Annotated in this window: 18 protein-coding genes and 4 pseudogenes; 17 read left to right on the top strand and 5 right to left on the bottom strand. The window is 71.0% G+C overall.

Annotated elements, in window-relative coordinates; translation table 11 throughout:
• Window positions 1-7: 7 nt before the first annotated feature.
• The 5 genes and pseudogenes from OG352_RS34865 to OG352_RS34885 form a co-directional block, all read right to left on the bottom strand.
• Window positions 8-841, bottom strand: a complete 834-nt coding sequence (locus OG352_RS34865) for a transposase family protein (protein WP_329222432.1) — start codon at window positions 839-841, stop codon at window positions 8-10.
• Window positions 842-914: 73 nt separating this feature from the next.
• Window positions 915-1421, bottom strand: a complete 507-nt coding sequence (locus OG352_RS34870) for a hypothetical protein (protein ID WP_329222433.1) — start codon at window positions 1419-1421, stop codon at window positions 915-917.
• A 174-nt stretch (window positions 1422-1595) separates the two neighbouring features.
• Window positions 1596-1808: pseudogene (locus OG352_RS34875) on the bottom strand (NADH-quinone oxidoreductase subunit E); the annotation flags it as partial.
• Window positions 1809-1813: 5 nt separating this feature from the next.
• A complete protein-coding gene (locus tag OG352_RS34880) occupies window positions 1814-3748 on the bottom strand; it encodes a molybdopterin oxidoreductase family protein (RefSeq protein ID WP_329222434.1) in 1935 nt (644 codons plus the stop codon).
• Window positions 3745-4717 (bottom strand): annotated as a pseudogene (locus OG352_RS34885) (2-dehydropantoate 2-reductase). Before OG352_RS34885 ends, OG352_RS34880 begins: the two are co-directional and overlap by 4 nt.
• 337 nt (window positions 4718-5054) lie before the next feature.
• On the opposite strand from OG352_RS34885, the gene OG352_RS34890 reads away from it, so the two are divergent.
• The 17 genes and pseudogenes from OG352_RS34890 (at window position 5055) to OG352_RS34970 (ending at window position 25116) form a co-directional block, all read left to right on the top strand.
• Window positions 5055-6389: an OFA family MFS transporter gene (locus tag OG352_RS34890; RefSeq protein ID WP_329222435.1), complete on the top strand. Its 1335-nt coding sequence runs from the start codon at window positions 5055-5057 to the stop codon at window positions 6387-6389.
• On the top strand, window positions 6355-6492 hold the full coding sequence (locus OG352_RS34895; RefSeq protein WP_329222436.1) for an MFS transporter small subunit: 138 nt from the start codon (window positions 6355-6357) through the stop codon (window positions 6490-6492). Before OG352_RS34890 ends, OG352_RS34895 begins: the two co-directional genes overlap by 35 nt.
• A gap of 274 nt (window positions 6493-6766) precedes the next feature.
• On the top strand, window positions 6767-7714 hold the full coding sequence (locus OG352_RS34900) for a beta-ketoacyl-ACP synthase III (RefSeq protein ID WP_329222437.1): 948 nt from the start codon (window positions 6767-6769) through the stop codon (window positions 7712-7714).
• 345 nt (window positions 7715-8059) lie between these two features.
• Complete coding sequence (locus OG352_RS34905; RefSeq protein ID WP_329222439.1) at window positions 8060-8737, top strand: GntR family transcriptional regulator; 678 nt, start codon at window positions 8060-8062, stop codon at window positions 8735-8737.
• Between the two features lie 294 nt (window positions 8738-9031).
• Window positions 9032-10213, top strand: coding sequence for an ROK family transcriptional regulator (locus OG352_RS34910; protein WP_329222440.1), 1182 nt, complete (start codon window positions 9032-9034; stop codon window positions 10211-10213).
• A 202-nt stretch (window positions 10214-10415) separates the two neighbouring features.
• A complete protein-coding gene (locus OG352_RS34915) occupies window positions 10416-11960 on the top strand; it encodes a sugar ABC transporter ATP-binding protein (RefSeq protein WP_329222441.1) in 1545 nt (514 codons plus the stop codon).
• Window positions 11957-12976, top strand: coding sequence for an ABC transporter permease (locus OG352_RS34920; RefSeq protein WP_329222443.1), 1020 nt, complete (start codon window positions 11957-11959; stop codon window positions 12974-12976). Before OG352_RS34915 ends, OG352_RS34920 begins: the two co-directional genes overlap by 4 nt.
• 17 nt (window positions 12977-12993) lie before the next feature.
• A complete protein-coding gene (locus OG352_RS34925; RefSeq protein WP_329222444.1) occupies window positions 12994-14055 on the top strand; it encodes a substrate-binding domain-containing protein in 1062 nt (353 codons plus the stop codon).
• Window positions 14056-14377: 322 nt separating this feature from the next.
• Complete coding sequence (locus OG352_RS34930; protein ID WP_329222446.1) at window positions 14378-15664, top strand: Gfo/Idh/MocA family protein; 1287 nt, start codon at window positions 14378-14380, stop codon at window positions 15662-15664.
• Window positions 15665-15738: 74 nt separating this feature from the next.
• Window positions 15739-16737 carry a sugar phosphate isomerase/epimerase family protein gene (locus tag OG352_RS34935; protein ID WP_329222447.1) on the top strand — a complete coding sequence of 333 codons (999 nt, stop codon included), beginning with the start codon at window positions 15739-15741 and terminating at the stop codon, window positions 16735-16737.
• A 232-nt stretch (window positions 16738-16969) separates the two neighbouring features.
• Window positions 16970-19479, top strand: a pseudogene (locus tag OG352_RS34940) (PQQ-dependent sugar dehydrogenase).
• A gap of 262 nt (window positions 19480-19741) precedes the next feature.
• Window positions 19742-20986, top strand: a complete 1245-nt coding sequence (locus tag OG352_RS34945) for an inositol-3-phosphate synthase (protein ID WP_329222448.1) — start codon at window positions 19742-19744, stop codon at window positions 20984-20986.
• A complete protein-coding gene (locus OG352_RS34950) occupies window positions 20983-22062 on the top strand; it encodes an SCO3242 family prenyltransferase (RefSeq protein ID WP_443072426.1) in 1080 nt (359 codons plus the stop codon). The genes OG352_RS34945 and OG352_RS34950 overlap by 4 nt, the downstream gene beginning before the upstream one ends.
• Window positions 22059-22145: pseudogene (locus OG352_RS34955) on the top strand (pentapeptide repeat-containing protein); the annotation flags it as partial. The gene OG352_RS34950 and the pseudogene OG352_RS34955, both read left to right, overlap by 4 nt.
• A gap of 18 nt (window positions 22146-22163) precedes the next feature.
• Entirely contained in the window at window positions 22164-23381 is a 1218-nt protein-coding gene (locus tag OG352_RS34960) for a sugar phosphate isomerase/epimerase family protein (protein ID WP_329224074.1), read from the top strand.
• Window positions 23378-24268: an EboA domain-containing protein gene (locus tag OG352_RS34965; protein ID WP_329222449.1), complete on the top strand. Its 891-nt coding sequence runs from the start codon at window positions 23378-23380 to the stop codon at window positions 24266-24268. Before OG352_RS34960 ends, OG352_RS34965 begins: the two co-directional genes overlap by 4 nt.
• Window positions 24268-25116: a TatD family hydrolase gene (locus OG352_RS34970; RefSeq protein WP_329222450.1), complete on the top strand. Its 849-nt coding sequence runs from the start codon at window positions 24268-24270 to the stop codon at window positions 25114-25116. The genes OG352_RS34965 and OG352_RS34970 overlap by 1 nt, the downstream gene beginning before the upstream one ends.
• The last annotated feature ends 1 nt before the right edge of the window (window position 25117 follow it).

A 25117-nucleotide genomic window follows, 5' to 3' on the forward strand; every position in this document is an offset into this window, starting at 1 on the left:
TGTCTCGTTACCGCTGCACTTCGCTGTTCGCCAGGACGAGCAGGGCTCGCAGGAGCGTGGTGGCCTGCCGGGTGTCGGTGCGGAGCTTGGTCAGGATCCGCCAGTTCTTGAGGTTCGCGAAGCCGTGTTCGCCTGCGGCGCGTTCGCGGCTGACCAGGCGGTTCGCTTCCTTCTCGGCGGCGGTCAGCTTGTGGTTGCGGGTGGCCTTGCGGCCGGTGATGATCACCGGGTCGTCGTCGGGTTTGTCGTCGAGGCCGACGAAGCCGAGGTCGGCCAGGGCGCCGAGGCCGGCTTCCCGCAGGTGTTCGGTGATCTTGTTGTGGCGGGCGGTGGTGATCTCGCTGGACCGGCCGGGCTTGGCCGCGGAGATCCAGATCAGGTTGCCCTTCTCATCGGTCAGTGCGAGAAACAGCAGGCCATGGGCCTTGTGCTTGCCAGAGTAGTTCTTCCGGTCGTCCTTCCCGGTGCGGCGGTGGGTGCGGATCAGGGTGCCGTCGAGGAGGACCACGACCCCGCCGCTGCGGGCGATCTTCTTCAGCGCCCGGTCCAGGCGCGGGGCGCGGGCGGCCAACAACTTGACGACTTCCGTCACCCATCGGCGGACGGTGGACTCCCCGACACCGTTGCCGCCGGCCATGTCGGCCAGGCGCTGGTCGTGACGCAGGACGGCGAGCACGATGACGGCCTGCTTACCGGGTTCGGCCTTGCGCCAGGGCGAGCGCATCTGGTTCCGGCGCCGGCGTATCAGGCCGGCGACGAGGTCGATGGTCCGCTTCGACAGCGGGAGGCGGACCTGGTAGACAACATCCTGAGCGCCCTCGGCGGGCTGGTTTTTCGTCACACATCAACCAACTCCCGCCGGGGGCCCTCGCGTTACGGCAGGAATCGGCCCGTCCGGCCGCCAACACCGCTGGTCAGCATGGTCGGTAGCGGCCCGATGCGGTGCGGACGAGCCAGCCCCGGTCGGAGAGTTTGCGCAGCTGACCCCGGACCGGCTCGATCTTCCCCGGCGTCGTCTCCCGGCCCAGTCCGACGGCAACGTCCTTGGCCATCACCGGACCGTCCGCCCCGGCCACGATCTCCATGATCCGACGGTATTCCGAGGTCAGGGCCTGAAGCCCCATCCCCTCGACACGATCGGGCACCACCCGCATCCCGCCCGCACCCGGGCCCACCGTCACAGCGACCGGCTCCGGCTCCGGCTCCGGCTCCGGCTCCGGCTCCGGCTCCGGCTCCGGCGACACGATGCCCGACGGTCGCCGTCCACCGTCGGTGGCCTCGGCCCACTGCCCGAACACCACCTCAGCGGCCTCCAACCGGGCCACCTCCAGCTCGAGTTCGCCCAGCTCCTTACGCAGCAGCTCAGCACGTTTCGCCAGCTCAAGCCGCCGCCCGATCGTCCACGTCAGCACGTCTGTCATGAACATCCCTCCCGACGCGGAACCTACGCGGCAGCCCCGAACCTCACGCCAAAACCCGCGAGAACGCCCGCGCCGGACGATCTCGTGCTAACGATCACCCCACCTGTCAGCGCGAGGACCTCACCCGCGCATCACACCAGCCCCACTGAACTGCGGAAACGAGCTTGGCGGAGTCTCACTGATCCAGCCGATCCGGTCGTTGATGGCGTGCAGCCCCGGCAACAGCAGGTCGCGGCGGTCCCGGGCGGCGCGACCGCCGCGTGCCCACCTCAGGTCCGCGTCGGAGCGGTCGGCACCCTCCCAGGAGGACTCCGGGAGCCCCAACAGGGCGTCCACGGCCGTCCGTTCGTCGTCCGTGGGTTTACTGTCGCCGAAGTGCAGGTCCACTCGCGTCACCTCACGATGGTCGCCACGGGAAGTCTCTCGATCCGGATCGCCGACGCCTTGAACTCCGCCGTCCCCGCGATCGGGCAATTGGCCTCGATCGTCAGCTGGTTGGTGTCCACCTCGTCGGGAAAGTGCATGGTCATGAAGGCGAGCCCGGGACGCAGACCGATGTCGACCCACACCGGCGCGACGACCGAACCGCGCCGCGACGACACCCGCACCTCCTCGCCGACCGCGACCCCGTAGCGCTCGGCGTCCTCCGGGCACAGTTCGACGTACTCGCCGCGCCGCAGCGGAGAAGCGAAACTCCCGCTCTGCACACCGGTGTTGTACGAGTCGAGCCGCCGCCCGGTCGTCAGCCGGATCGGGTACTCCTCGTCCGTGAGGTCGACCGGCGGATCGTGCTGGACCAGCCCGAACGGCGCGCGCGGCCCCCGCCGCCCCGGGTCCGACTCCCACAACCGGCCGTGCAGATAGGTCGGTTCGAGCCCGTCGGTGCTCGGGCACGGCCACTGGATGCCCTGGTGCTCCTCCAGGCGTGCGTACGTCATCCCGTAGTGGTCCGGCGACACCGACCTGAGCTCGTTCCAGACGGCCTCGGAGTCGGCGTACTTCCACTGGTGACCGAGGCGTCCCGCCAGGTCGCAGAGGATGTCGATGTCCTCGCGCGCCTCACCGGGCGGTGTGACGGCGCGCCGCACCCGCTGAACTCGCCGCTCGCTGTTGGTGGTTGTGCCGTCCGTCTCCGCCCAGCCGACGGTCGCGGGCAGGACGACGTCCGCCAACTGGGCCGTCTTCGTGAGGAATATGTCCTGGACGACGAAGAAGTCGAGGGCTCGCAGCCGTCGTACCGCCTGCTCGCTGTCCGCCTCCGACTGCGCCGGGTTCTCGCCGATGCAGTAGACGGCCTTGAGCGCGCCCTCCTCCATCGCCTCGAACATCTCCGTCAGGTTCAGCCCGTAGTGCGGCTCGATGACGGTGTCCCAGGCAGACTCGAACCTCAGCCGCGCCTGCGGGTCGAGTATGTCCTGGAAGCCGGGGAGGCGGTTGGGGATGGCGCCCATGTCGCCGCCGCCCTGCACGTTGTTCTGGCCGCGCAGAGGCTGGAGGCCGGAGCCGTAGCGGCCCACATGTCCGGTCAGCAGGGACAGGTTGATGAGCGCACGCACGTTGTCCGTGCCGTTGTGGTGCTCGGTGATGCCGAGCGTCCAGCACAACTGGGCGCGCTCGGCGCGGGCGTAGGCGTGCGCCAACTCCCTTATGGCGGCGGCCGGTACGCCCGTCACCTTCTGGGCGAGCGACAACGTCCAGGACTCCACGAGCTGTTGGTACTCCTCGAAGCCGCTCGTCGCCCGCCCGACGAACGCCTCGTTGACCAGGCCCGCGTGGATGATCTCGCGGCCGATCGCGTGCGCCATCGGGATGTCCGTGCCGACGTTGAGGCCGAGCCAGCTCTCGGCCCACTCGGCGGTACTCGTACGCCGTGGATCGACCGCGTACATCCGGGCGCCGTTCCTGATCCCCTTCAACGCGTGCTGGAAGAAGATCGGATGCGCGAAACGGGCGTTGGAGCCCCACATCACGATGACGTCGGTGTGCTCGATCTCCTCGTACGACGACGTCCCGCCACCGGAGCCGAAGGCGGCCGACAGGCCCGCGACACTCGGCGCGTGACAAGTGCGGTTGCAGGAGTCGACGTTGTTGGTGCCCATGACGACCCGGGCGAACTTCTGTGCCACGTAGTTCATCTCGTTGGTCGCGCGGGCGCACGAGAACATGCCGAACGCGCCGCGCGCCGCCGCCAGACCACGGGCGGCGCGCTCCAGCGCCTCTTCCCAGGTCGCCTGCCGGAACGGCTCGTCCCGGGAGTCCCTGACGAGCGGATGCGTGAGCCGGGTGTAGGTCTGCGGTTCGTGTTTCCTCGGTTCGTGTTTCCTCATGCGGCACTCCTCAGCGCGAGCAGGTCCGAGATGGCGTGCACGGTGCGCAGGGTGGGCACCGTGCACGCCGGTGATCCCCGCCAACTCGACGACGGCCGCGAGGAGTACGTCGAGTTCGAGCGGCTTGCCGCGCTCCAGGTCCTGGAGCGTGGAGGTGCGGTGGTCGCCGACCCGCTCGGCGCCCGCGAGCCGGCGTTCGATGGAGACGCCCACCTCGCAGCCGAGCGTCTCGGCGACTGTGAGCGTCTCGCGCATCATCGTCTCGATGACCTGGCGGGTGCCGCCGTGCAGGCACATCTGCCGCATGGTCGCGCGAGCCAGCGCGCTGATCGGGTTGAAGGAGATGTTGCCCAGCAGCTTGAGCCAGATGTCGTTACGCAGGTCCGGTTCCACCGGGCACTTCAGCCCGCCCGCCCGCATGGCCTCGCTGAGGGCCAGACAGCGCGTCGAGACACTGCGGTCGGGCTCGCCGATCGAGAACCGGGTGCCCTCCAAGTGCCGTACGACGCCCGGCCCTTCGAGCTCGGTCGCCGCGTAGACCACACAGCCGACGGCCCGTTCGGGCGCGAGCACCGCACTGACCGCACCGCCGGGGTCCACGCTCTCGACGCGCCGCCCGTCGTAGGGGCCGCCGTGCCGGTGGAAGTACCACCAGGGGATGCCGTTCTGGGCGGCGACCACGGTGGTGGAGTTGTGCAGCAGGGGCTCGATCAGCGGCCCGCACGCCGCGTACGAGTTGGCCTTGAGGCCGAGGAGGACGAAGTCGGCCGGGCCGATCTCGGCCGGGTCGTCGGTGGTGTGGGCGCGGGCGGTGAAGTCACCGCGCGGACTGAGCACCCGCACCCCGTCCCGCCTCATGGCCGCGAGATGCGGTCCACGGGCGACGAGATGCACGTCGGCGCCGGCGCGGTGGAGCGCCGCTCCGACGTAGGCGCCGATCGCACCGGCGCCGAGGACTGCGACTTTCATTGCGAGGGAGCTCCGTTCGGTCGAGGGTACCGAGGAACTGTCGAAATCTGTCGACGAAATATTGTCTACAGTATGGAGGATGTGGCGGCAAGTGTTCGCGCAAGGCCGGGGAGTGAACGGGTGCCGGACCGGGGCTGGGCTCGGAGTTGGCTGGGGATGGGTTGGAGATGAGTTGGGGGTGAGCTGAGGGTCGTGGGACAAGTGGGACAAGTGGGGCGGGTGGGGCAGGTGGAAACCGGTCGGTCCGACCGTTCGGCGCAGCTCGCATACCGTTCACCGAGAACTGTCGACGCGCCGCCTTTTCAACACCCGCGCGGCTTCCTACCGTTCAGGACTCATGAGTCCCCCTGTCGCACCGCCCGGGTGGAGCCGCTGGCTCGTCCCGCCGGCCGCCCTCTCGGTCCATCTCTCCATCGGCCAGGCCTACGCGTGGTCCGTGTTCAAGCCGCCACTGGAGTCCGCGCTCGGCCTCAGCGGCACGCAGAGCGCGCTTCCGTTCCAGCTCGCCATCGTCATGCTCGGCCTGTCCGCGGCCTTCGGCGGCACGCTGGTGGAGCGCAACGGGCCGCGCTGGGCGATGACCGTCGCCCTGGTCTGCTTCTCGTCCGGCTTCCTGATATCCGCGCTCGGCGCCGCCACCGAGCAGTACTGGCTGATCGTCCTCGGCTACGGCTTCGTCGGCGGAATCGGTCTCGGCATCGGCTACATCTCGCCCGTCTCCACACTGATCAAGTGGTTCCCGGATCGCCCCGGCATGGCCACCGGCATCGCCATCATGGGCTTCGGCGGCGGCGCGCTCATCGCCTCGCCCTGGTCGGCGCAGATGCTGGAGTCGTTCGGCTCCGACAGCTCCGGGATCGCGCTCGCGTTTCTCGTACACGGGCTTTCGTATGCGGTATTCATGACGCTGGGCGTCCTGCTGGTGCGGGTGCCGCGCGGCGAGCGGCCGGTCGCGGGCGGGCCGAGCGCCGTCGACGGGGTGCAGGTCTCGGCGCGCAGCGCGGTGCGGACGCCGCAGTTCTGGTGCCTGTGGGTCGTGCTCTGCATGAACGTGACCGCCGGCATCGGCATCCTGGAGAAGGCCGCCCCGATGATCAAGGACTTCTTCAGTGACACCTCCACCCCGGTCTCGGTCTCCGCGGCCGCCGGCTTCGTCGCCCTGCTGTCCGCGGCGAACATGGCCGGCCGGATCGGCTGGTCGTCGACCTCCGACCTGATCGGACGCAAGAACGTCTACCGGGTCTACCTGGGCGTCGGCGCCCTGATGTACGGGCTGATCGCGCTGATCGGCGACTCGTCGAAACCCCTGTTCGTCCTGTGCACGCTGGTGATCCTCTCCTTCTACGGCGGCGGCTTCGCGACGATCCCCGCCTACCTCAAGGATCTCTTCGGGACCTACCAGGTCGGCGCGATCCACGGCCGGCTGCTCACGGCCTGGTCCACGGCCGGCGTGCTCGGCCCGCTGATCGTCAACTGGATCGCCGACCGGCAGGAGGACGCCGGAAAACACGGCTCGTCGCTGTACACCCTGTCCCTGTTCATCATGATCGGGCTGCTCGCCGTCGGCTTCGTCGCCAACGAACTCGTCCGTCCCGTCCACGCCCGCCACCACATCCCCGCCCAGAGGAAGGCCGCCGATGCCGAACGACAGCAGCCCGAGTCCGCAGCCTGACCGGCGGCCGCTGATCGCCCTCGCCTGGCTGTGGGTGGGGGCCCCGCTCGCCTACGGGCTGTACGAACTCGTACAGAAGGCGACACAACTGTTCACCGGGTAGCGGTGTCCGTTGGGCGGAGGCCCGTGCGGCGGAGGCCCGTGCGGCGGGTGTCCGTGGGGCGGGTGCTGATGGGGCCGGTGGGGCGTGTGGGGCGGGTGACTGCGGGGCGGATGTTCGCCGGGTGGGCGTTCGGCGGTTGCTCGGGCGTCCGAGGGCTATGGGGAAGCCGACAACCAGGGAACCGGTTTCCTGTCGCTTCACGCGCCCTCGTACCCGCGAGTCACTGATCAGACTGGAGGATCCCGCTACCCAAGGCAACGAGGGGGACCCCCCAATGAACGGCTCGCGCATCGCCGCCGTCGGCCACTACCAGCCCGCCAAGGTGCTCACCAACGAGGACCTGGCGGGCCTGGTCGACACCAGTGACGAGTGGATCAGGAGCCGGGTGGGTATCCGCACGCGCCACATTGCCGGGCCCGACGAGCCCGTGGACGAGCTGGCCGCGCACGCCGCCGCCAAGGCGCTCGCGTCGGCCGGCCTCACGCCGCTCGACATCGACCTGGTCCTGGTCGCGACCTCCACGGCCATCGACCGCTCGCCCAACATGGCCGCCCGGGTCGCCGCCCGGCTCGGCATCCCGCAGCCGGCCGCGATGGACGTCAACGTCGTCTGCGCCGGCTTCACCCACGCGCTGGCCACCGCCGACCACACCCTCCGCGCGGGCGCCGCGACCCGTGCCCTGGTGATCGGCGCCGACAAGATGTCCGAGGTGGCCGACTGGACCGACCGCACCACCTGCGTGCTCGTCGGCGACGGAGCCGGCGCCGCCGTGGTCGAGACCTGTCCGGACGGGGTCGAGCCCGGCATCGCACCCGTGCTGTGGGGTTCGGTGCCCGAGATGGGCAACGCGGTGCGGATCGAGGGGCAGCCGGCGCGGTTCGCGCAGGAGGGGCAGAGCGTCTACCGCTGGGCCACCACCCAACTGCCGCCCCTGGCACGCCAGGCCTGCGAGCGGGCCGGACTCACTCCCGAGGACCTCGCCGCCGTCGTCCTGCACCAGGCGAACCTGCGCATCATCGAACCCCTCGCGCAGAAGATCGGCGCCGTCAACGCGGTCGTCGCGCGCGACGTCACCGAATCGGGTAACACCTCCGCCGCCAGCATCCCGCTGGCCTTCTCCAAGCTCGTCGAGCAGGGCGCCGTCTCCACGGGGGACCCGGTGCTGCTGTTCGGCTTCGGCGGCAACCTGTCGTACGCGGGACAGGTCGTGCGCTGCCCGTGAACGGGGGCGGGCCGAGGGCGGTACGCGGGCCGGCCGGGGGCGGTACGCGGTCGTCGGGGTGGGCCTTGCGGGCAGCTCATGGGGCTCGCGGGGGTGGGGCGCGGCATAGTGTGACCCGATCGACCGCGACCGGCTCTGGCTACTGTGCGCCGTAGACTGTAGACGAAAGACAATTGATACTCGGCTGTAGACAGTCGACAGTCGACCGGCTACAGGCGACCACCCGCAGTCGACCGGCTACAGGTCGTCGGCTGCGGAAGGCCGGTTACAGGCGGCCGATACGTCAATCGATGCGTGGCGTTCGGGGTGCAGTTGCCCGGTGTCGCCCAGGAGGGGGACCGACCGATGTTGTCGCCAGGACTGCCGCAGGGTGCGGTGCCCAAGCTCGAACGGCCCGGCCCGCTGCGTGACCGCGTCTACGAGGCGCTGCTCGAACTCATCACCACCCGCGCCCTCCAGCCCGGCCAGCACCTCGTCGAGAGCGAGCTCGCCGCGCACCTCGGCGTCTCACGGCAGCCGGTGCGTGAGGCGCTGCAGCGGCTGAACACCGAGGGGTGGGTCGACCTCAGGCCGGCTCAGGGTGCGTTCGTGCACGAGCCGACCGAGGAGGAGGCGGACCAACTCCTCACCGTTCGCACGCTGTTGGAGGCCGAAGCCGCGCGGCTCGCCGCGCTGCACGCGGACCAGGCCGACATCGAGGCCCTGGACGAGATCCAGGGCCAAGGAATGGTGGCCGTCGCCAAGGACGACGTGGACGCCGCCGTCGCCCTGAACGCCCGCTTCCACGCCAAGATCATGGAGATCGCGGGCAACGCGGTCCTCGCCGAACTGGCGGCCCGGGTCGACCGCCGGGTGCGCTGGTACTACACGCCGATCGCCCGGCAGCGCGGCCATGAGTCCTGGGGCGAGCACCGCGAACTGATCACCGCGATCGTCGCCCACGACGAGCAGTTGGCCACCCGACTGATGCGCGAGCACACCGAGCACACCCGGCGCTCGTACCACGCCCGCGCCAAGTCCTGAGCCTCCAGGGGGCCAAGTTCTGAGCCTGCTGGGGCGTGTGCCGGGCGGGCTGCGTGCCCGGCGTGTCGTGTGGCGGGCGGGGGTGTCCCGGCGGGGCGTGGCGAGGGACGCCGCATCGGTCGGCGCCAGGAACGCGGGCCGGAACGGACTGCCGTACTGCTTTGTCCTGTGAGTGGAGAAAGTTGACGGCAATCCGTGCACTACTTCTTCCCAGGTTCGGCAGTCGCTGCTACGTTCCCTTCGAAAGCCCGATGCTGGTGGCCGAGTTGACGCGGGGAGGGGCTCGTGAGGCGCATGACGGCCCGACCCGCGAACGCTCACCAGGCCCGCCTGCTCACGCTGTTGCGGGACAGCGGCCCCAACTCCCGTGCACAACTGGGTGATCGGGTCGATCTGTCCCGGTCCAAGCTGGCCGTGGAGATGGACCGGCTCCTGGAGACGGGGCTGGTCGTGGCCGATGGACTCGCCGCCTCGCGCGGTGGCCGCCGCTCCCACAACGTCCGGCTCAACCCGGGGCTGCGCTTCCTCGGCGTCGACATCGGCGCGACCTCGGTCGACGTCGCGGTCACCAACGCCGAACTGGAGACCCTCGGACACCTCAACCAGCCCCTCGACGTACGTGAGGGACCGGTCGCGGTCTTCGAGCAAGTCCTGTCCATGGCCGCGAAGTTGAAGGCGACCGGACTCGCCGAGGGCTTCGACGGCGCCGGCATCGGCGTACCCGGTCCGGTTCGTTTTCCCGAGGGCGTGCCGGTCGCGCCGCCGATCATGCCGGGCTGGGACGGCTTCCCCGTGCGGGAGGCGCTCAGCCAGGAACTCGGCTGCCCGGTCATGGTCGACAACGACGTGAACCTCATGGCGATGGGGGAGCAGCACGCGGGCGTCGCCCGCACCGTCGCCGACTTCCTCTGCGTCAAGATCGGCACCGGTATCGGCTGCGGCATCGTCGTCGGCGGCCAGGTCTACCGAGGCACGACCGGCAGCGCGGGCGATATCGGGCACATCCAGGCAGTGCCCGACGGCCGCCCGTGCGCCTGTGGCAACCGGGGTTGCCTGGAGGCCTACTTCAGCGGCGCGGCCCTGGCCCGTGACGCGACGGAGGCGGCCCAGCAGGGCCTGTCGGCGGAACTCGCGGCACGGCTGGAGACGAACGGCCGCCTCACCGCCGTCGACGTCGCGGCCGCGGCCGCCGCCGGCGACGCCACCTGCATCGAGATGATCCGCGAAGGCGGCAACCGCGTCGGCCAGGTCATCGCCGGACTCGTCTCCTTCTTCAATCCCGGCCTGGTGGTGATCGGCGGCGGGGTGACCGGTCTCGGGCACACCCTGCTCGCCGCGATCCGCACCCAGGTGTACCGCCAGTCGCTGCCACTCGCGACCGGCAACCTGCCCATCGTCCTGGGGGAGTTGGGACCCACCGCCGGTGTGATCGGCGCGGCCCGACTGATCAGCGACCACCTGTTCTCGCCCGCGTAAGCCCGCTACCCGACCTGATTTCGGCCCGACCCGATCCCGGCCCGCCCGCCATCGACACGGTCCACCAGCACAGCGCCGCCCTGCCTCGCCCTGCTCTGCATTGCCCCGCCCTGCCTCGTTTGTGCTGCCCTGCTCTGCCCTGAGGAACAACGACGTCGTTCTGCCCTGACTCCGGCCCGCACGCCCGCCGAGGGGAACCCACATGGCATCAGAACCACCGCTGCTCAGCATGTCCGGCATCACCAAGTCCTTCCCCGGAGTACGGGCGTTGGACGGTGTCGACCTCGATGTCCAGGCCGGCGAAGTGCACTGCCTGCTCGGCCAGAACGGTGCCGGGAAGTCCACCCTCATCAAGGTCCTGGCCGGTGCCCACCAGCCCGACGGCGGCGTCATCCGCTGGCAGGGCGACCCCGTCATTCTGCGCTCCCCGATCGCGGCCATGCGCCTCGGCATCGCCACCATCTACCAGGAACTCGACCTGGTGGAGCACCTGTCGGTGGCCGAGAACGTCCACCTGGGCCATGAACCCACGGCCGCCGGATTCGTCGTACGGGGCAAAGCGGCCCGCGCTTCAACGGCCGCTCTCCTGAAACGACTTGGGCATCCTGAGATCGAACCTGCCCGACTGGTGGGCGAGTTGTCGGCGGCGCAGCGGCAGATCGTCTCCATGGCGCGGGCGCTCTCGCACGACGTACGGCTCATCGTGATGGACGAACCGTCCGCCGCCCTCGACCCCGACGAGGTCGACAACCTGTTCCGCATCGTCGGCGATCTGACCGCCGACGGAGTGGCCGTCGTCCACATCTCGCACCGCCTGGAGGAGATCCGGCGGATCGGCGACCGCGTGACCGTACTGAAGGACGGACGGGCGGTGGCCGGCGGACTGCCCGCGAAGGTGACGCCGACGCGCGAAGTCGTGGCGTTGATGACGGGACGCAACGTCGAGTACGTCTTCCCCGAGCGGCCGTCGGATCACGCGGCTGCGGCTGCGGCTGCGGTCGCCGGGGGCCGGAAGCCCGTACTGGAGGTGCGAGGGCTCGCCCGGGACGGTGAGTTCGCGGCCCTCGACCTGGCCTTACGGCCCGGAGAGATCGTCGGGCTCGCCGGGCTGGTCGGCTCGGGACGCTCGGAGATCCTGGAGACGATCTACGGAGCACGAAAGCCCGGTGCGGGCCAAGTCCTGGTCGACGGACGGCCGTTGCGCCCCGGCAGCGTGCGCGCCGCCGTCCGGGCCGGGCTCGGGCTCGCCCCCGAGGAACGCAAGGCGCAGGCCCTGCTGATGCTGGAGTCCGTCACCCGCAACGTCTCCGTCTCCTCCATGTCCCGTTTCTCACGCGGGGGTTGGATCGACCGGCGCGCCGAGCGACGGGCGGCGCAGGCCGCGACGCGTGAGCTGTCCCTGCGCCCCGACAACCCGTCCGTCCCCGTGCGCACCCTGTCCGGCGGCAACCAGCAGAAGGCCGTACTCGCCCGCTGGCTGCTGCGGGGCTGCCGGGTCCTGCTGCTCGACGAGCCGACACGGGGCGTCGACGTGGGCGCCCGCGCCGAACTGTACGCAGTCGTCCGTCGACTGGCTGACGAAGGCCTCGCCGTGTTGCTGGTCTCCAGTGAGGTCCCCGAGGTGCTCGGCCTCGCCGACCGCGTGCTGGTGCTCCGCGAGGGCCGCGTCGTCCACGCGGCGCCCGCCCGTGAGCTGGACGAACACCGCGTACTCGATCTCGTCATGGAAGGAAGCCCGGCGTCATGACGCAGCCCGTCTCCCCACCTCGAAGCAGCACCGACAAGGTGCCGCAGATCCCGGCCCCCGCCGCCTGGCGCACCCTGGTCGCACGCGCCGACCTCCGCACCCTCTCCCTGCTCGGGGTGCTCGCAGTGCTCGTCGTGATCGGCGGGATCACCAAGCCGGACGAGTTCCTCGACACCCGTAACCTCCAACTCGTCCTCACCCAGGGCTCGGTGATCGGCGTGGTCACCGTCGGCATGACCTTCGTCATCACCTCCGGGGGCATCGACCTCTCGGTCGGCGCGATCGTCGCGCTCGCCTCGGTGTGGGCCACCACGGTCGCCACCCAGGAGTACGGTTTCGCGGGCATTCTCTTCACCGCGGTGATCGTCGGCGTGGGCTGCGGCCTGGTCAACGGTCTGCTCATCGCGTACGGCGGGATGGTGCCGTTCATCGCGACGCTCGCCATGCTGGCCTCCGCCCGCGGGCTGGCGCTGCAGCTCACGGACGGCCGGACGCAGATCGTGACGGTCGACGGCCTCCTCGACCTCGGCGAGCGCGACGCATACGTGCTCGGCGTCCCGCCACTCGTGATCGTCTTCACGATCGTGACGGTCATCGGCTGGCTGGTGCTGAACCGCACCACTTTCGGCCGCCGCACGGTCGCCGTCGGCGGCAACGCGGAGGCCGCCCGGCTCGCCGGCATCGACGTACGCCGCCAACGGCTCTACCTCTACCTGCTGTCCGGACTGTGCTGCGGCATCGCCGCCTTCCTGCTGATCATCCTGTCCGGCTCGGGCCAGAACACCAACGGCAACCTCTACGAACTCGACGCCATCGCGGCCGCGATCATCGGCGGCACGCTGCTCACAGGGGGGCGCGGCACCATCACCGGCTCCGTGCTCGGCGTACTGATCTTCACAACGATCACCAACATCTTCGCCCTGAACAACCTGCAGAGCGACGTCCAGCAGATCGCCAAGGGCGCGATCATCGTCGCCGCCGTGCTGGTCCAGCGCCGTGCCGCGAGCACGTCCTGAGGAAAGGGTTCACCGCCATGCCAGAGCCGACACCTTTCACGAACCGCTTCACCAGTCGCAGGGGAATGCTCTTCGGAGCCGCCGCCGTCTCCGCCGGCACCTTCCTCGCGGGTTGCACCAGCAATGATTCCAAGGGCGAGGAACCGGCCGGCAGCGACCAGTCGGCCGCCGACGACAAGCCGGGCAAGCAGGTCACCATCGGCTTCGCCGGACCGCAGGCCGACCACGGGTGGCTCAACGCCATCAACGACAACGCCGAGAGCCGCGCGAAGAAGTACTCCGACGTGACCCTGGAGATCACCGAGGGCTCGAACGACACCGCCCAGCAGATCGGCCAGATCGAGACCCTCATCAACAAGAAGGTCGACGTGCTGGTCGTGCTGCCCGCCGACGGCAAGGCCCTCACCCAGGTCGGTCTGAAGGCGATGCGCGCGGGCATTCCGGTCGTCAACCTCGACCGGATCTTCAACACCCCTCAGGCATACCGGTGTTGGGTCGGCGGCGACAACTACGGCATGGGCCTCAACGCCGGGCACTACATCGGGGAGAAACTCAAGGGGAAGTCCGATGCCCGCGTCATCGAGCTGGCCGGTCTGGACAACCTGGAACTCACCAAGCAGCGCAGCCAGGGCTTCGACGACGCCCTCAAGAACTACCCCAACGTCAAGAAGGTGGCCCGCCAGGCCGCCGAGTTCACGGTCGAGTCGGGACAGGCCAAGATGGCCCAACTCCTGCAGGCGCAGCCCAAGTTCGACGCGCTGTGGAACCACGACGACGACCAGGGCGTGGGCGCGCTGCGCGCCATCGAGCAGGCCGGGCGCGACAACTTCCTGATGGTCGGCGGTGCGGGCGCGCTCGCCGCCTTCCAGGCGATCAAGCAGGACGGCGGCGTCCTGAAGGCAACCGTTCTCTACCCGCCGACCATGGCCGCCTCCGCGATCGACCTCGCCCGCGCCCTCGGCCAGGGCAAGGGCGTCGGCGGCCTCGCCGAGTACGAGATCCCCGCCTCGATCACCCTCTACTCGGCGGTCGTCGACAAGACCAACGTCGACCAGTACATGTCCACCGGCTTCAAGTAGGGCGCGCCGAGCGCCCAGTTCGACGGGCGGGGCCGAAGCGGGCGGAAGCCCACGGCTCCGGTGTAAGGGCCACCGGGTTTCAGGGAGTCGCCCACCGTCCCTGTCCACCGTCCACAGCCCACCGGCCGTCGGAGCCCCGCTTCTGTGGACATCCTCCGTCGCGCCCTCCGTCCCCGTCCGAGCGAGCCCCGCCCAGCGGGCCAGAGCGACCGCCCTCCGGGTCGGCAACACCAGCTCCCACCGGCATCTGCCGGACGGCCGCGCCTTGGGCCCGACGGCGTCCCACCCCCCACCGTGCCACGACGACAAGGAGGACAACCGAATGGAACAGCCGCAGCAGTCAGCAGGTCCGGAGGCCGGCAAGCCGCCGCTCCGTGTGGGGATGGTCGGTTACGCGTTCATGGGCGCCGCCCACTCCCAGGGCTGGCGCACCGTGGGCCGCGTCTTCGACCTGCCCCGCCGCCCGGTCCTCGCCGTGATCTGCGGCCGCGACGCCTCCGCCGTGCGCGCGGCGGCCGACCGGCACGGCTGGGCGGAGACCGAGACCGACTGGCGTGCCCTGATCGCCCGGGACGACATCGACCTCGTCGACATCTGCACCCCCGGCGACTCGCACGCCGAGATCGCCGTCGCGGCGCTGGCCGCCGGCAAGCATGTGCTGTGCGAGAAGCCCCTCGCGAACACGGTCGAGGAAGCCGAGACCATGGCTTGCGCCGCCGAAACAGCCTACAGGCGAGGCCAGTTGGCGATGGTCGGCTTCAACTACCGACGCGTCCCGGCCACCGCCCTGGCCCGGCGGATGGTCGTCGAGGGCAGGCTCGGCACACTGCGGCACGTACGGGCGACGTACCTTCAGGACTGGTTGGTAGACCCGGAGTTCCCGCTGACCTGGCGGTTGCGCAGGGAACGGGCAGGCTCCGGCTCGCTCGGTGACCTGGGCGCGCACATCGTCGACCTCGCACAACACCTGGCGGGGGAGCGGCTCGCCGGAGTCTCCGCGATCACCGAGACCTTCGTACGGCAACGGCCGCTGCCCGGCGGTCCGGCGAGCGGCTTGAGCGCCACGTCCGCCGACGACACCGGCTCCGCCGCCGCTGACGGCACCAACACCGGCATCGGAACCCGCACCAGCACCGACATCAGCACCGGCACCCGCACCGGCATGGTCACCGTGGACGACGCCGCCCTGTTCACCGGCCGCTTCGTCTCCGGGGCGCTCGCTTCGTTCGAGGCGACCCGGTTCGCCACCGGGCGCAAGAACGCCCTGCGGCTCGAACTCAACGGTGAGCGCGGCTCGTTGGCCTTCGACCTGGAGCGCCTGAACGAACTGTGGTTCCACGACGCCACCGAGCCCGGTACGCACGCCGGCTTCCGCCGCATCCTCGTCACCGAACCCGACCACCCCTACCTGGACGCCTGGTGGCCGCCGGGGCACGGCCTCGGCTACGAGCACACCTTCGTCCACCAGGCCCGCGACCTGGTCCACGCCGTCGCCGAGGGCCGCAGTCCCGAACCCTCCTTCGCCGACGGGCTGCAGGTGCAACGGGTCCTTGCGGCGGTCGAGGAGAGCGCCGAGAAGAACTCCGTCTACACCCCCATAGCGGACTGAGAACCGAGGACTGAGCGAGGACCGAGAACCGAGAACCGAGGACTGGGGACTGAGAACCGAGGAGGGCCTGAAGCATGCCGCGCACGTTCACACTCTTCACCGGCCAGTGGGCCGACCTGCCCCTGGAGGAGGTCTGCCGTGTCGCCCGCGACTTCGGCTACGACGGCCTCGAACTCGCCTGCTGGGGCGACCACTTCGAGGTCGACAAGGCGCTCGCGGATCCCGGGTACGTGAAGTCCCGCCACCAACTCCTCGACAAGTACGGCCTGAAATGCTGGGCCATCTCCAACCACCTGGTGGGGCAGGCGGTTTGCGACGCCATCATCGACGAACGCCACCAGGCCATCCTGCCCGCCCGCATCTGGGGCGACGGCGAGCCGGAAGGCGTCCGTCGGCGAGCCGCCGAGGAGATCGCCGACACCGCGCGGGCCGCGGCCGCCTTCGGCGTCGACACGGTGATCGGCTTCACCGGCTCCGCCATCTGGCACCTGGTCGCCATGTTCCCGCCCGTGCCCGAGTCGGTGATCGCGCGAGGCTACGAGGACTTCGCCGAACGCTGGAACCCGATCCTCGACGTCTTCGACACGCAGGGCGTGCGGTTCGCGCACGAAGTCCACCCCAGCGAGATCGCATACGACTACTGGACGACCGTACGCACGCTGGACGCGGTCGACCGTCGACCGGCTTTCGGCCTCAACTTCGATCCCAGTCACTTCGTGTGGCAGGACCTCGACCCGGTCGGCTTCCTGTGGGACTTCCGTGACCGCATCTACCACGTGGACTGCAAAGAGGCCCGCAAGCGCCTCGACGGTCGCAACGGCCGCCTCGGCTCCCACCTGCCCTGGGGTGACCCGCGCCGCGGCTGGGACTTCGTTTCCGCAGGCCACGGCGACGTCCCCTGGGAGGACGTCTTCCGCATGCTGCGCTCCATCGACTACCGGGGCCCGATCTCCGTGGAGTGGGAGGACGCCGGCATGGACCGGCTCCAGGGCGCCCCCGAGGCGCTGACCCGCCTCAAGGCCTACGACTTCGACCCGCCGTCGGCCTCCTTCGACGCGGCGTTCGGCAACTGAGCCTGGTCAGACCTGCCCTGACGTTCCATCAATTTGCAGGGATGACGGCGCATCCCGGCCCACGCCCGCACCCGCCCGTACAACCAGCCCCATCCTGGAGGCCCCCGTGCACGGGAACGACCCCACCGCCCGCACCCGTACCCGCACCCGCAGAACCAGGACCGAGACCAGGACCGCGACCCGGATCGGGACCGGGACCGCGACCCGGATCGGGACCGGGACCGCGACCCGGATCGGGACCGGGACCGACAGGGCCGAGACCCGCGGACGACGACGTCCTTCGCTGCGCAGAGCGATCGCCCTCCTCAGCGGAGCCCTGTTGGCCGGCGCGTCCCTCACCCTCACCACACCCCCGGCCGGCGCAGCCGTCGCCGACCCGGCGGTCGCGGCCGCCGAGGACTTCCAGCAGGTCACCCTCGCCAAGGGGGAGGCGGAGGTCGGCGAGCCCATGTCGCTCGCCGTCCTGCCCGACCGCTCGGTCCTGCACACCTCGCGCGACGGCGAAGTCCGACTCACCGACGCCGCCGGCACACCCGACTGGCCGGCCAGCTCGACGTCTACTCCCACGACGAGGAAGGCCTCCAAGGCGTCGGCGTGGACCCGGAGTTCACCGCCAACCGCTTCATCTACCTCTACTACGCACCGCCGTTGGACACCCCGGCGGGCGACGCCCCCGAGACCGGAACGGCCGCCGACTTCGCCCCCTTCGCCGGAGTCAACCGCCTCTCCCGCTACGTACTCAAGGCGGACGGCACGCTCGACACCACGAGCGAGACGAAGATCCTCGACGTGCCCGCCTCGCGCGGCCTGTGCTGCCACGTCGGCGGCGACATCGACTTCGACGCGGCGGGCAACCTCTACCTGTCCACCGGCGACGACACCAACCCCTTCCAGTCGGACGGCTTCACCCCCATCGACGAGCGCGACGACCGCAACCCCGCCTTCGACGCCCGCCGTTCCGCCGGGAACACCAACGACCTGCGCGGCAAGATCCTGCGCATCAAGGTGAACGCCGACGGCTCCTACGCCGTCCCCGACGGCAACCTCTTCGCGCCAGGCACGGACAGGACGCGGCCCGAGATCTACGCCATGGGTCTCCGTAACCCGTTCCGCTTCAGCGTCGACAAGGCCACCGGCATCCTCTACGTCGGCGACTACGGTCCCGACGCCGGCACCGCCGACCCGGCCCGTGGCCCGGCAGGCCAGGTCGAGTTCGCGCGCGTGACCGGTCCCGGCAACTTCGGGTGGCCGTTCTGCACGGGCGACAATGACCCGTATACCGCATACGATTTCGCGACCAGTGTATCCGGCGCGCCCTTCGACTGCGCCGCCCCGAAGAACACCTCGCCCCACAACACCGGACTCACCGACCTGCCACCGGCCCAGCCCGCCTGGATCCCGTACGACGGCGCGTCGGTACCGGAGTTCGGCGACGGTTCGGAGTCCCCGATGGGCGGCCCCGTCTACCACTACGACGCCTCACTCGACTCGCCGGTGAAGTTCCCGGAGGCGTACGACGGAAGCTTCTTCGCCGGGGAGTTCGGCCGCCGCTGGGTCAAGCGCATCGTCAGCGACGCGAACGGCGCCGTGCAGTCGATCAATCCCGTCCCGTGGACCGGCACCCAGGTCATGGACATGGCGTTCGGGCCCGACGGGGCGCTGTACGTCCTCGACTACGGCACCGCCTGGTTCGGCGGAGACGAGCACTCGGGTCTGTACCGCATCGAGAACGCCACCGACGGCCACTCACCCGTAGCCCAGGCCACGGTCGACCGCACCTCGGGACAGGCCCCCCTGAAGGTACGTTTCTCCGCCGCCGGCACCACCGATCAGGACGGCGACACACTCACCTATCGCTGGGACTTCGGCGACGGCGGTACCTCGACGGCGACCGGCCCCACGCACCGGTACAAGCAGAACGGCACGTACACCGCGACCCTCACCGCCGAGGACGGCACCGGCCGCACAGGCAGCGCGAGTGTGCAGATCGTCGTGGGGAACACGGCACCGAAGGTGGTTCTGGAGACGCCGAAGGACGGGCAGTTGTTCAGCTTCGGCGACCCGATCCCGTTCAAGGTGAGGGTCACCGACCCCGAGGACGGCACGGCGATCGACTGCGCAAAGGTCGAGGTCACCTTCGTCCTCGGCCACGACAGCCACGGCCACCCGGTGACCTCGGCCAACGGCTGCACCGGCACCCTCCAGACCAGCGCCGACGGCGGCCACGACGAGGACGCCAACATCTTCGGGGTGCTCGACGCCGAGTACACCGACGGCGGCGGCGGCGGGCAGGCCGCGCTCACCTCGCACGACCAGAACGTCCTCCAGCCCCGCCACCGTCAGGCCGAGCACTTCGGCGCCTCCTCCGGCGTCACGGTGACCGCGCGCGCGTCCGCCCACGGCGGCCGCACGGTCGGTGACCTCGCCCGTGGCGACTGGATCTCCTTCACGCCGTACGCGCTCGGCAACGCCCGGAAGGTCACCGTCAGGGTCTCCTCCGCCGGTGTAGGCGGCACCCTCGAGGTCCGCGCGGGCTCGCCGAAGGGTGTCCTGCTCGGGAAGGCGACCGTGCCGGTGACGGGCGGGTGGGACACCTATCAGGACGTCAGCGCCGCCCTGTCCCGCGTCCCGAAGGGCACGACCACGCTCTACCTGGTCGTCAAGGGCGGCAGCGGATCCCGGTACGAGAACGGACCCCTGTACGAGGTGGACGACTTCACCTTCACGACGGCAACGGGCTGAGGGAGGCCTGCATGCGCACAGTGCTGAGCGCCGTCGCCGGGGCCTTACTGCTCCTCGGCTGTCTCGCACAACCGGCGGCCTCCGCGTCCCACTCCACTTCGACCGCCGCTTCCATATCCAACTCCGCTTCTGCGGACGACGGTTCACGGGCGCGAGGCCCGTCAAGGGCGACTGAAAGGCGGCGGGCGGGGGACGCCGGACCCCCGCCCGCCCGCCACCACACCTCGCGTAATGACCTCGCGCACGACAAGGAGGCTGCCCCATGTCCGCGTCTCTCTCCCTCTCCCCCTCCCGTCCCCCGCGAGTCGGCGTCTGGCTGATCGGGGCCCGCGGCTCCGTGGCCACCACCGTGGTCGCGGGGTGCGCCGCCGTCACGGCCGGCCTGCACCCGCCGACGGGCCTGGTCACCGAATCGCCCGCCTTCGCCGACAGCGGCCTGCCGGCCCTGTCCTCCCTCGTCTTCGGCGGCCACGACACAACCGACTGCCCGCTGCCCAAACGCGCCGAACAACTCGCCGCCGGAGGAGTCCTCCCGGCCGGCCTGCCCGCAGCGGTCGACGCCGAACTCACCGCCGCCGACCGGGAGATCAGACCCGGAGGCCCGCTCCCGGGGGACACCCGCAACGAGGAGCAACTGATCGCCGCGTTCACCGCCGACCTACGGGACTTCGTACGCCGGTGCGGTCTGGCGCGCGCGGTCGTGGTGAACGTGGCCTCCACCGAGCCCGCCGCCAACGGCCCCGCGCTTCCGCCGAGTTCGCTGTACGCGGCGGCCGCCCTGCGCGCGGGCTGCCCGTACGTCAACTTCACGCCGTCCACCGGGCTGCACCACCCGGCGCTGGCACCCTTGGCGGAGTCGAGCGGACTGCCGTACGCCGGACGCGACGGCAAGACCGGTCAGACGCTGCTGCGTTCCGTCCTCGGCCCGATGTTCGCGCAGCGGGCACTCACCGTCCGGGCCTGGTCCGGCACCCACCTCCTGGGCGGCGGAGACGGAGCCGCCCTGGCCGACCCGGCCGCCGCCGAGGCGAAGAACGCGGGCAAGGAACGCGTCCTCGCCGACACCCTCGGCGTGACCCCCGAAGGACGGGTGCACATCGACGACGTCCCGGTGCTGGGGGACTGGAAGACCGCCTGGGACCACGTCGCCTTCGACGGGTTCCTCGGCACCCGCGTGATCCTCCAGACCATCTGGCAGGGCTGCGACTCCGCGCTCGCCGCACCCCTCGTCCTCGACCTGGCCCGCCTCACCGCCCGGGCCCACGAAGGCGCCCTCTCCGGCCCGCTCACCGAACTCGCCTTCTTCTTCAAGGACCCCGTGGGTGACGCCCCGTCGGCCTTGGCGGACCAGCACGCAGAGCTGCAAAAGCTCGCCCGACGGTTGCGGGGCGGGCGGAGCGGTCAGGGCGGGCGGGGTGCGCGCGGCGGGCTGGACGCCTGCGACGAAGGGGAGACGCGTGACACACAGCGCGTATCCACGACGAGCTCGGGCGAGGAGGCGAGGTGAGCGAGGGCGGTGCGGTGAGCGAGGGCGGTGCCGTGCGCGGAGTCGCCGGGCAGGCCGGAACAGTGGCGGGAACTGATACCGCGGGGACCGATACAGCAGGGACCGATACAGCGGGGACGAGGCGTGCTCGTGCCCGTACGCGCGCCTGGGCCGAACTGCTGCGTCTGCCCGCACTGTTCACCGTCCCCGGCGACGCACTGGCGGGCGCGGCCGCAGTCGTTGCCCGCCCCGACCACCGGACCCTGCTCGCCATCGGTTCCTCCCTCTGTCTGTACGAAGCCGGCATGGCCCTCAACGACTGGGCGGACCGCGCGGAGGACGCAGCAGAACGCCCCCACCGCCCGCTCCCCTCCGGCCGGGTGAGTCCTACCGCCGCGTTCACGGCGGCCTGTGCCTTCACCGCCGCAGGCCTCGCCCTGGCCGCCCGGGCCGGGCGCCCGGCCCTGTCGGTCGCGGCTCCCCTCGCCGCCACCGTCTGGTGCTACGACCTCGCCCTGAAACACACGACCGTGGGCCCGTTCGCCATGGCCGCCGCCCGCGGCCTGGACCTCCTCCTGGGCGCCGTCGCCACGGCAGGCCGCGCCCGCCCGGCCCTCCCCTCCGCGGCGCTCCTGACCACGCACACCCTCGCGGTGACGACCCTGTCCCGCCAGGAGACCCGAGACGGCACACCGACCGCCGCCGTGGCAGCCCTGGCCACGACAGGAGCGCTGACCTGGCTCCTGCAGCGCGGACAGTCACCCGACGAAGAGTCACACAAGCACCGAGGGCGGCCACCGCACGACTGTCGTGCACACGACCGTCCGGCACAAGACCGTCCGGCACGCCGCCGACCCACGCCACTGACCGTGGCCCTCGCCGCCACCTACGCCGCGACCACGGCCCGGCCCTATCTGCACGCCTCCCTCAACCCGTCACCTCCTCTCACGCAACGGGCCGTCGGCGCCGGCATCCGCGCCACCATCCCCCTCCAGGCGGCCCTCACCGCCCGCTCCGGAGCCACCACCACCGCACTGCTCACGGCAGCCCTGGCCCCGGTCGCCCGGAAACTCGCGAGGCGGGTGAGCATCACATGAACCTCGGCCACGCCAACCTCGGCCACGCCAACCTCGGCCACGCCAACCTCGGCCACGCCAACCTCGGCCACGCCAACCTCGGCCACGCCAACTTCGGGCACATGAGCCTCGGGCATGTGAACCGCGCGAACGCCCCGCAAGAGCGCGCCCCGCACGAAAATGCCCTGCACGAAAGCGCCCCGCCCCAGACCGCCCAGCACTCGACCCCTCTGTCTCCCGATCCCGGCGTCAGCGCACCCCCGCCCCCGCCTCTGCCCCCGCCTCTGCCCCCGCTCCCGCCCTCACCCCCACTCCGCTTCGGCTACGGCACCAACGGCCTCGCCGATCTCCGCCTCGACGACGCCCTCTCCCTCCTCGCCGATCTCGGCTACGACGGCGTCGGACTGACGCTCGGCCACATGCACCTCGACCCGTTCGCCCCGGACCTGGCCGCCCGCACGCGACGCGTCGCGCACCGACTGGACGCCCTGGCACTCGACGTCACCGTGGAAACCGGCGCCCGCTACGTCCTCGACCCGCGCCGCAAGCACGGTCCCTCCCTCCTGGACCCGGACCCGGACGACCGCGCCCGTCGCGTCGGTCTGCTGCTGCGCGCCGTTCAGATCGCCGGTGACCTCGGTGCGCACGCCGTCCACTGCTTCAGCGGGACCGTCCCGCCGGGCACGGACCCGGACACGGCATGGCAGCGCCTCGCCGACTCCCTCACCCCCGTCCTGGACACCGCCGCGACCGCCGGCATCCCCCTCGCGATCGAACCCGAACCCGGTCACCTCCTCGCGACCCTCGCCGACTTCCACCGGCTCCGCCGCACCCTCGGCGACCCGGCGTCCCTCGGCCTCACCCTCGACCTAGGCCACTGCCAGTGCCTCGAACCACTCCCTCCCGCCGACTGCGTACGCGCCGCCGCTCCCTGGCTGCGGCACGTCCAGATCGAGGACATGCGCCGCGATGTCCACGAACACCTCCCTTTCGGAGACGGCGAGATCGACTTCCCGCCCGTCCTCGCCGCCCTGGCCGCGACCGGCTACCGCGGGCTGACGGTGGTCGAACTGCCCCGGCACTCCCACGCCGGCCCCCACTACGCCGAACTCTCCCTCCCGTTCCTGCGCCGCGCGGAGACAGCCGCCCGAGGCGCCGACCGCGCCGACCACGCCGACCCGAGGTCGTCGCCCTCCTCCCTCGCCCCGACCGCCCAACTCGCAGACCGGCAACGGCCGCCTTTCCGCGCCCCATTCCCCAGCCGGCCGTCCCCGGCCGCGAACCCGCCCGTCGCGCCGCCCGGCGAGCCCTCCGCCACCCCAGAGGGAAGTACCTCGTGACCCCGCCCCCGGCCGACCCGGCGACCCCGGAACCCGGACACACGGGCACCACCGTCGCTCCCACCCCTCTCGACGTCCTGCACAGCCACCTCGACACCCACCTCACCGGGACCGCCCGCACCTGGTTCCACCAGGCTCTCGACGAGGCCGCCGCCCACCCCGGGACCCATGGGCCCATCTCCGTCTGGGAGTTGCGCCTCGCCGAGGCCGGGCGTCGCTGCGGCAGCCGGTACGCCGACGCCGCCCGTGTGCTCATCCTCCACGCGGCCCGCGCCGACCCGGACGCCCTGGCCCGCGTCTATTTCCAGGGCACCGCCGACGAGCGTCGCGCCGTCCTGCACGCACTGCCCCACCTCGTGCCCGGCCCCGACGCCGTCCCGCTCGTCGAGGACGCTCTGCGCACTCACGACACCCGGCTCCTCGCGGCCGCCGTCGGCCCCTACGCGGCCCGTCACCTCGGCGCCCACGCGTGGCGCCACGCCATCCTGAAGTGCCTGTTCGTCGGAGTGCCCGTCGACGCGGTGGCGGGTCTCGAACAGCGCGCCCGCGCCGACGCCGAACTCGCCCGCATGCTCGCCGACCACGCCGCCGAACGCACCGCGGCAGGCCGTCCCGTACCCCCGGACCTGCACCGCGTCCTGACCCTGGCCGACCCGGGCACGCCCACCGCACCGACCCGCCCAGCACCCCCACCGCAGACCACACCGCCGTCACCGCCCACGGATCCACCCCGGCCAGACCCGAACACCTCAGCCTCACACCGGCCAGACCCGCACACCCCCGGCCCATACAGCCCAGCTCTCGTCCGCACGGACCTCCACGACACGGACCCCCACGGCACGGACAGCCCCCACAGCCCGGCCCACCCCCACGGCAAGGAGTCCTGATGCGCATCTTCGACCCCCACATCCACATGACCTCGCGCACCACCGACGACTACGAGGCGATGCACGCGGCCGGAGTTCGCGCCGTGGTCGAGCCGTCCTTCTGGCTGGGGCAGCCCCGCACCTCGCCCGCCTCCTTCCTCGGCTACTTCGACTCCCTCCTCGGCTGGGAGCCCTTCCGGGCCGCGCAGCACGGCATCGCCCACCACTGCGCGCTCGCTCTCAACCCCAAGGAGGCCAACGACCCGCGCTGCGCCGGAGTCCTGGACGAGCTGCCGCGCTATCTCCTCAAGGACCACGTCGTGGCCGTCGGCGAGATCGGCTACGACTCGATGACCCCCGCCGAGGACACCGCCCTCGCCGCCCAGCTCCAACTGGCCGCCGCCCACGCCCTGCCCGCCCTCGTGCACACCCCGCACCGCGACAAGCTCGCCGGACTGCGCCGCACCCTCGACGTCGTCCGGGAATCCGCCCTGCCCCTGGACCGGGTCCTGCTCGATCACCTCAACGAGACCACCGTGCAGGAGGCGAAGGACGCCGGGTGCTGGCTCGGCTTCTCCGTCTATCCCGACACCAAGATGGACGAGACCCGCATGATCGAGATCCTGCGCGTGTACGGCCCGGAGAAGGTTCTCGTCAACTCGGCCGCGGACTGGGGCAGGAGCGACCCCCTCAAGACCCGCAGGGTCGCCGACCTGATGCTCGCGGAGGGCTTCGGCGAGGACGACGTCGATCTCGTCCTGTGGCGCAACCCCGTCTCCTTCTACGGCCTCAGCGGTCGTCTCACCCTGGAGGTGACCTCCCCCGACCCCACGCACGAGGGCAACTCCATCCTGCGCGGCGGGGAGTGAC

It is taken from the genome of Streptomyces sp. NBC_01485 (assembly GCF_036227125.1).
In the GTDB taxonomy this organism is placed as follows: domain Bacteria; phylum Actinomycetota; class Actinomycetes; order Streptomycetales; family Streptomycetaceae; genus Streptomyces.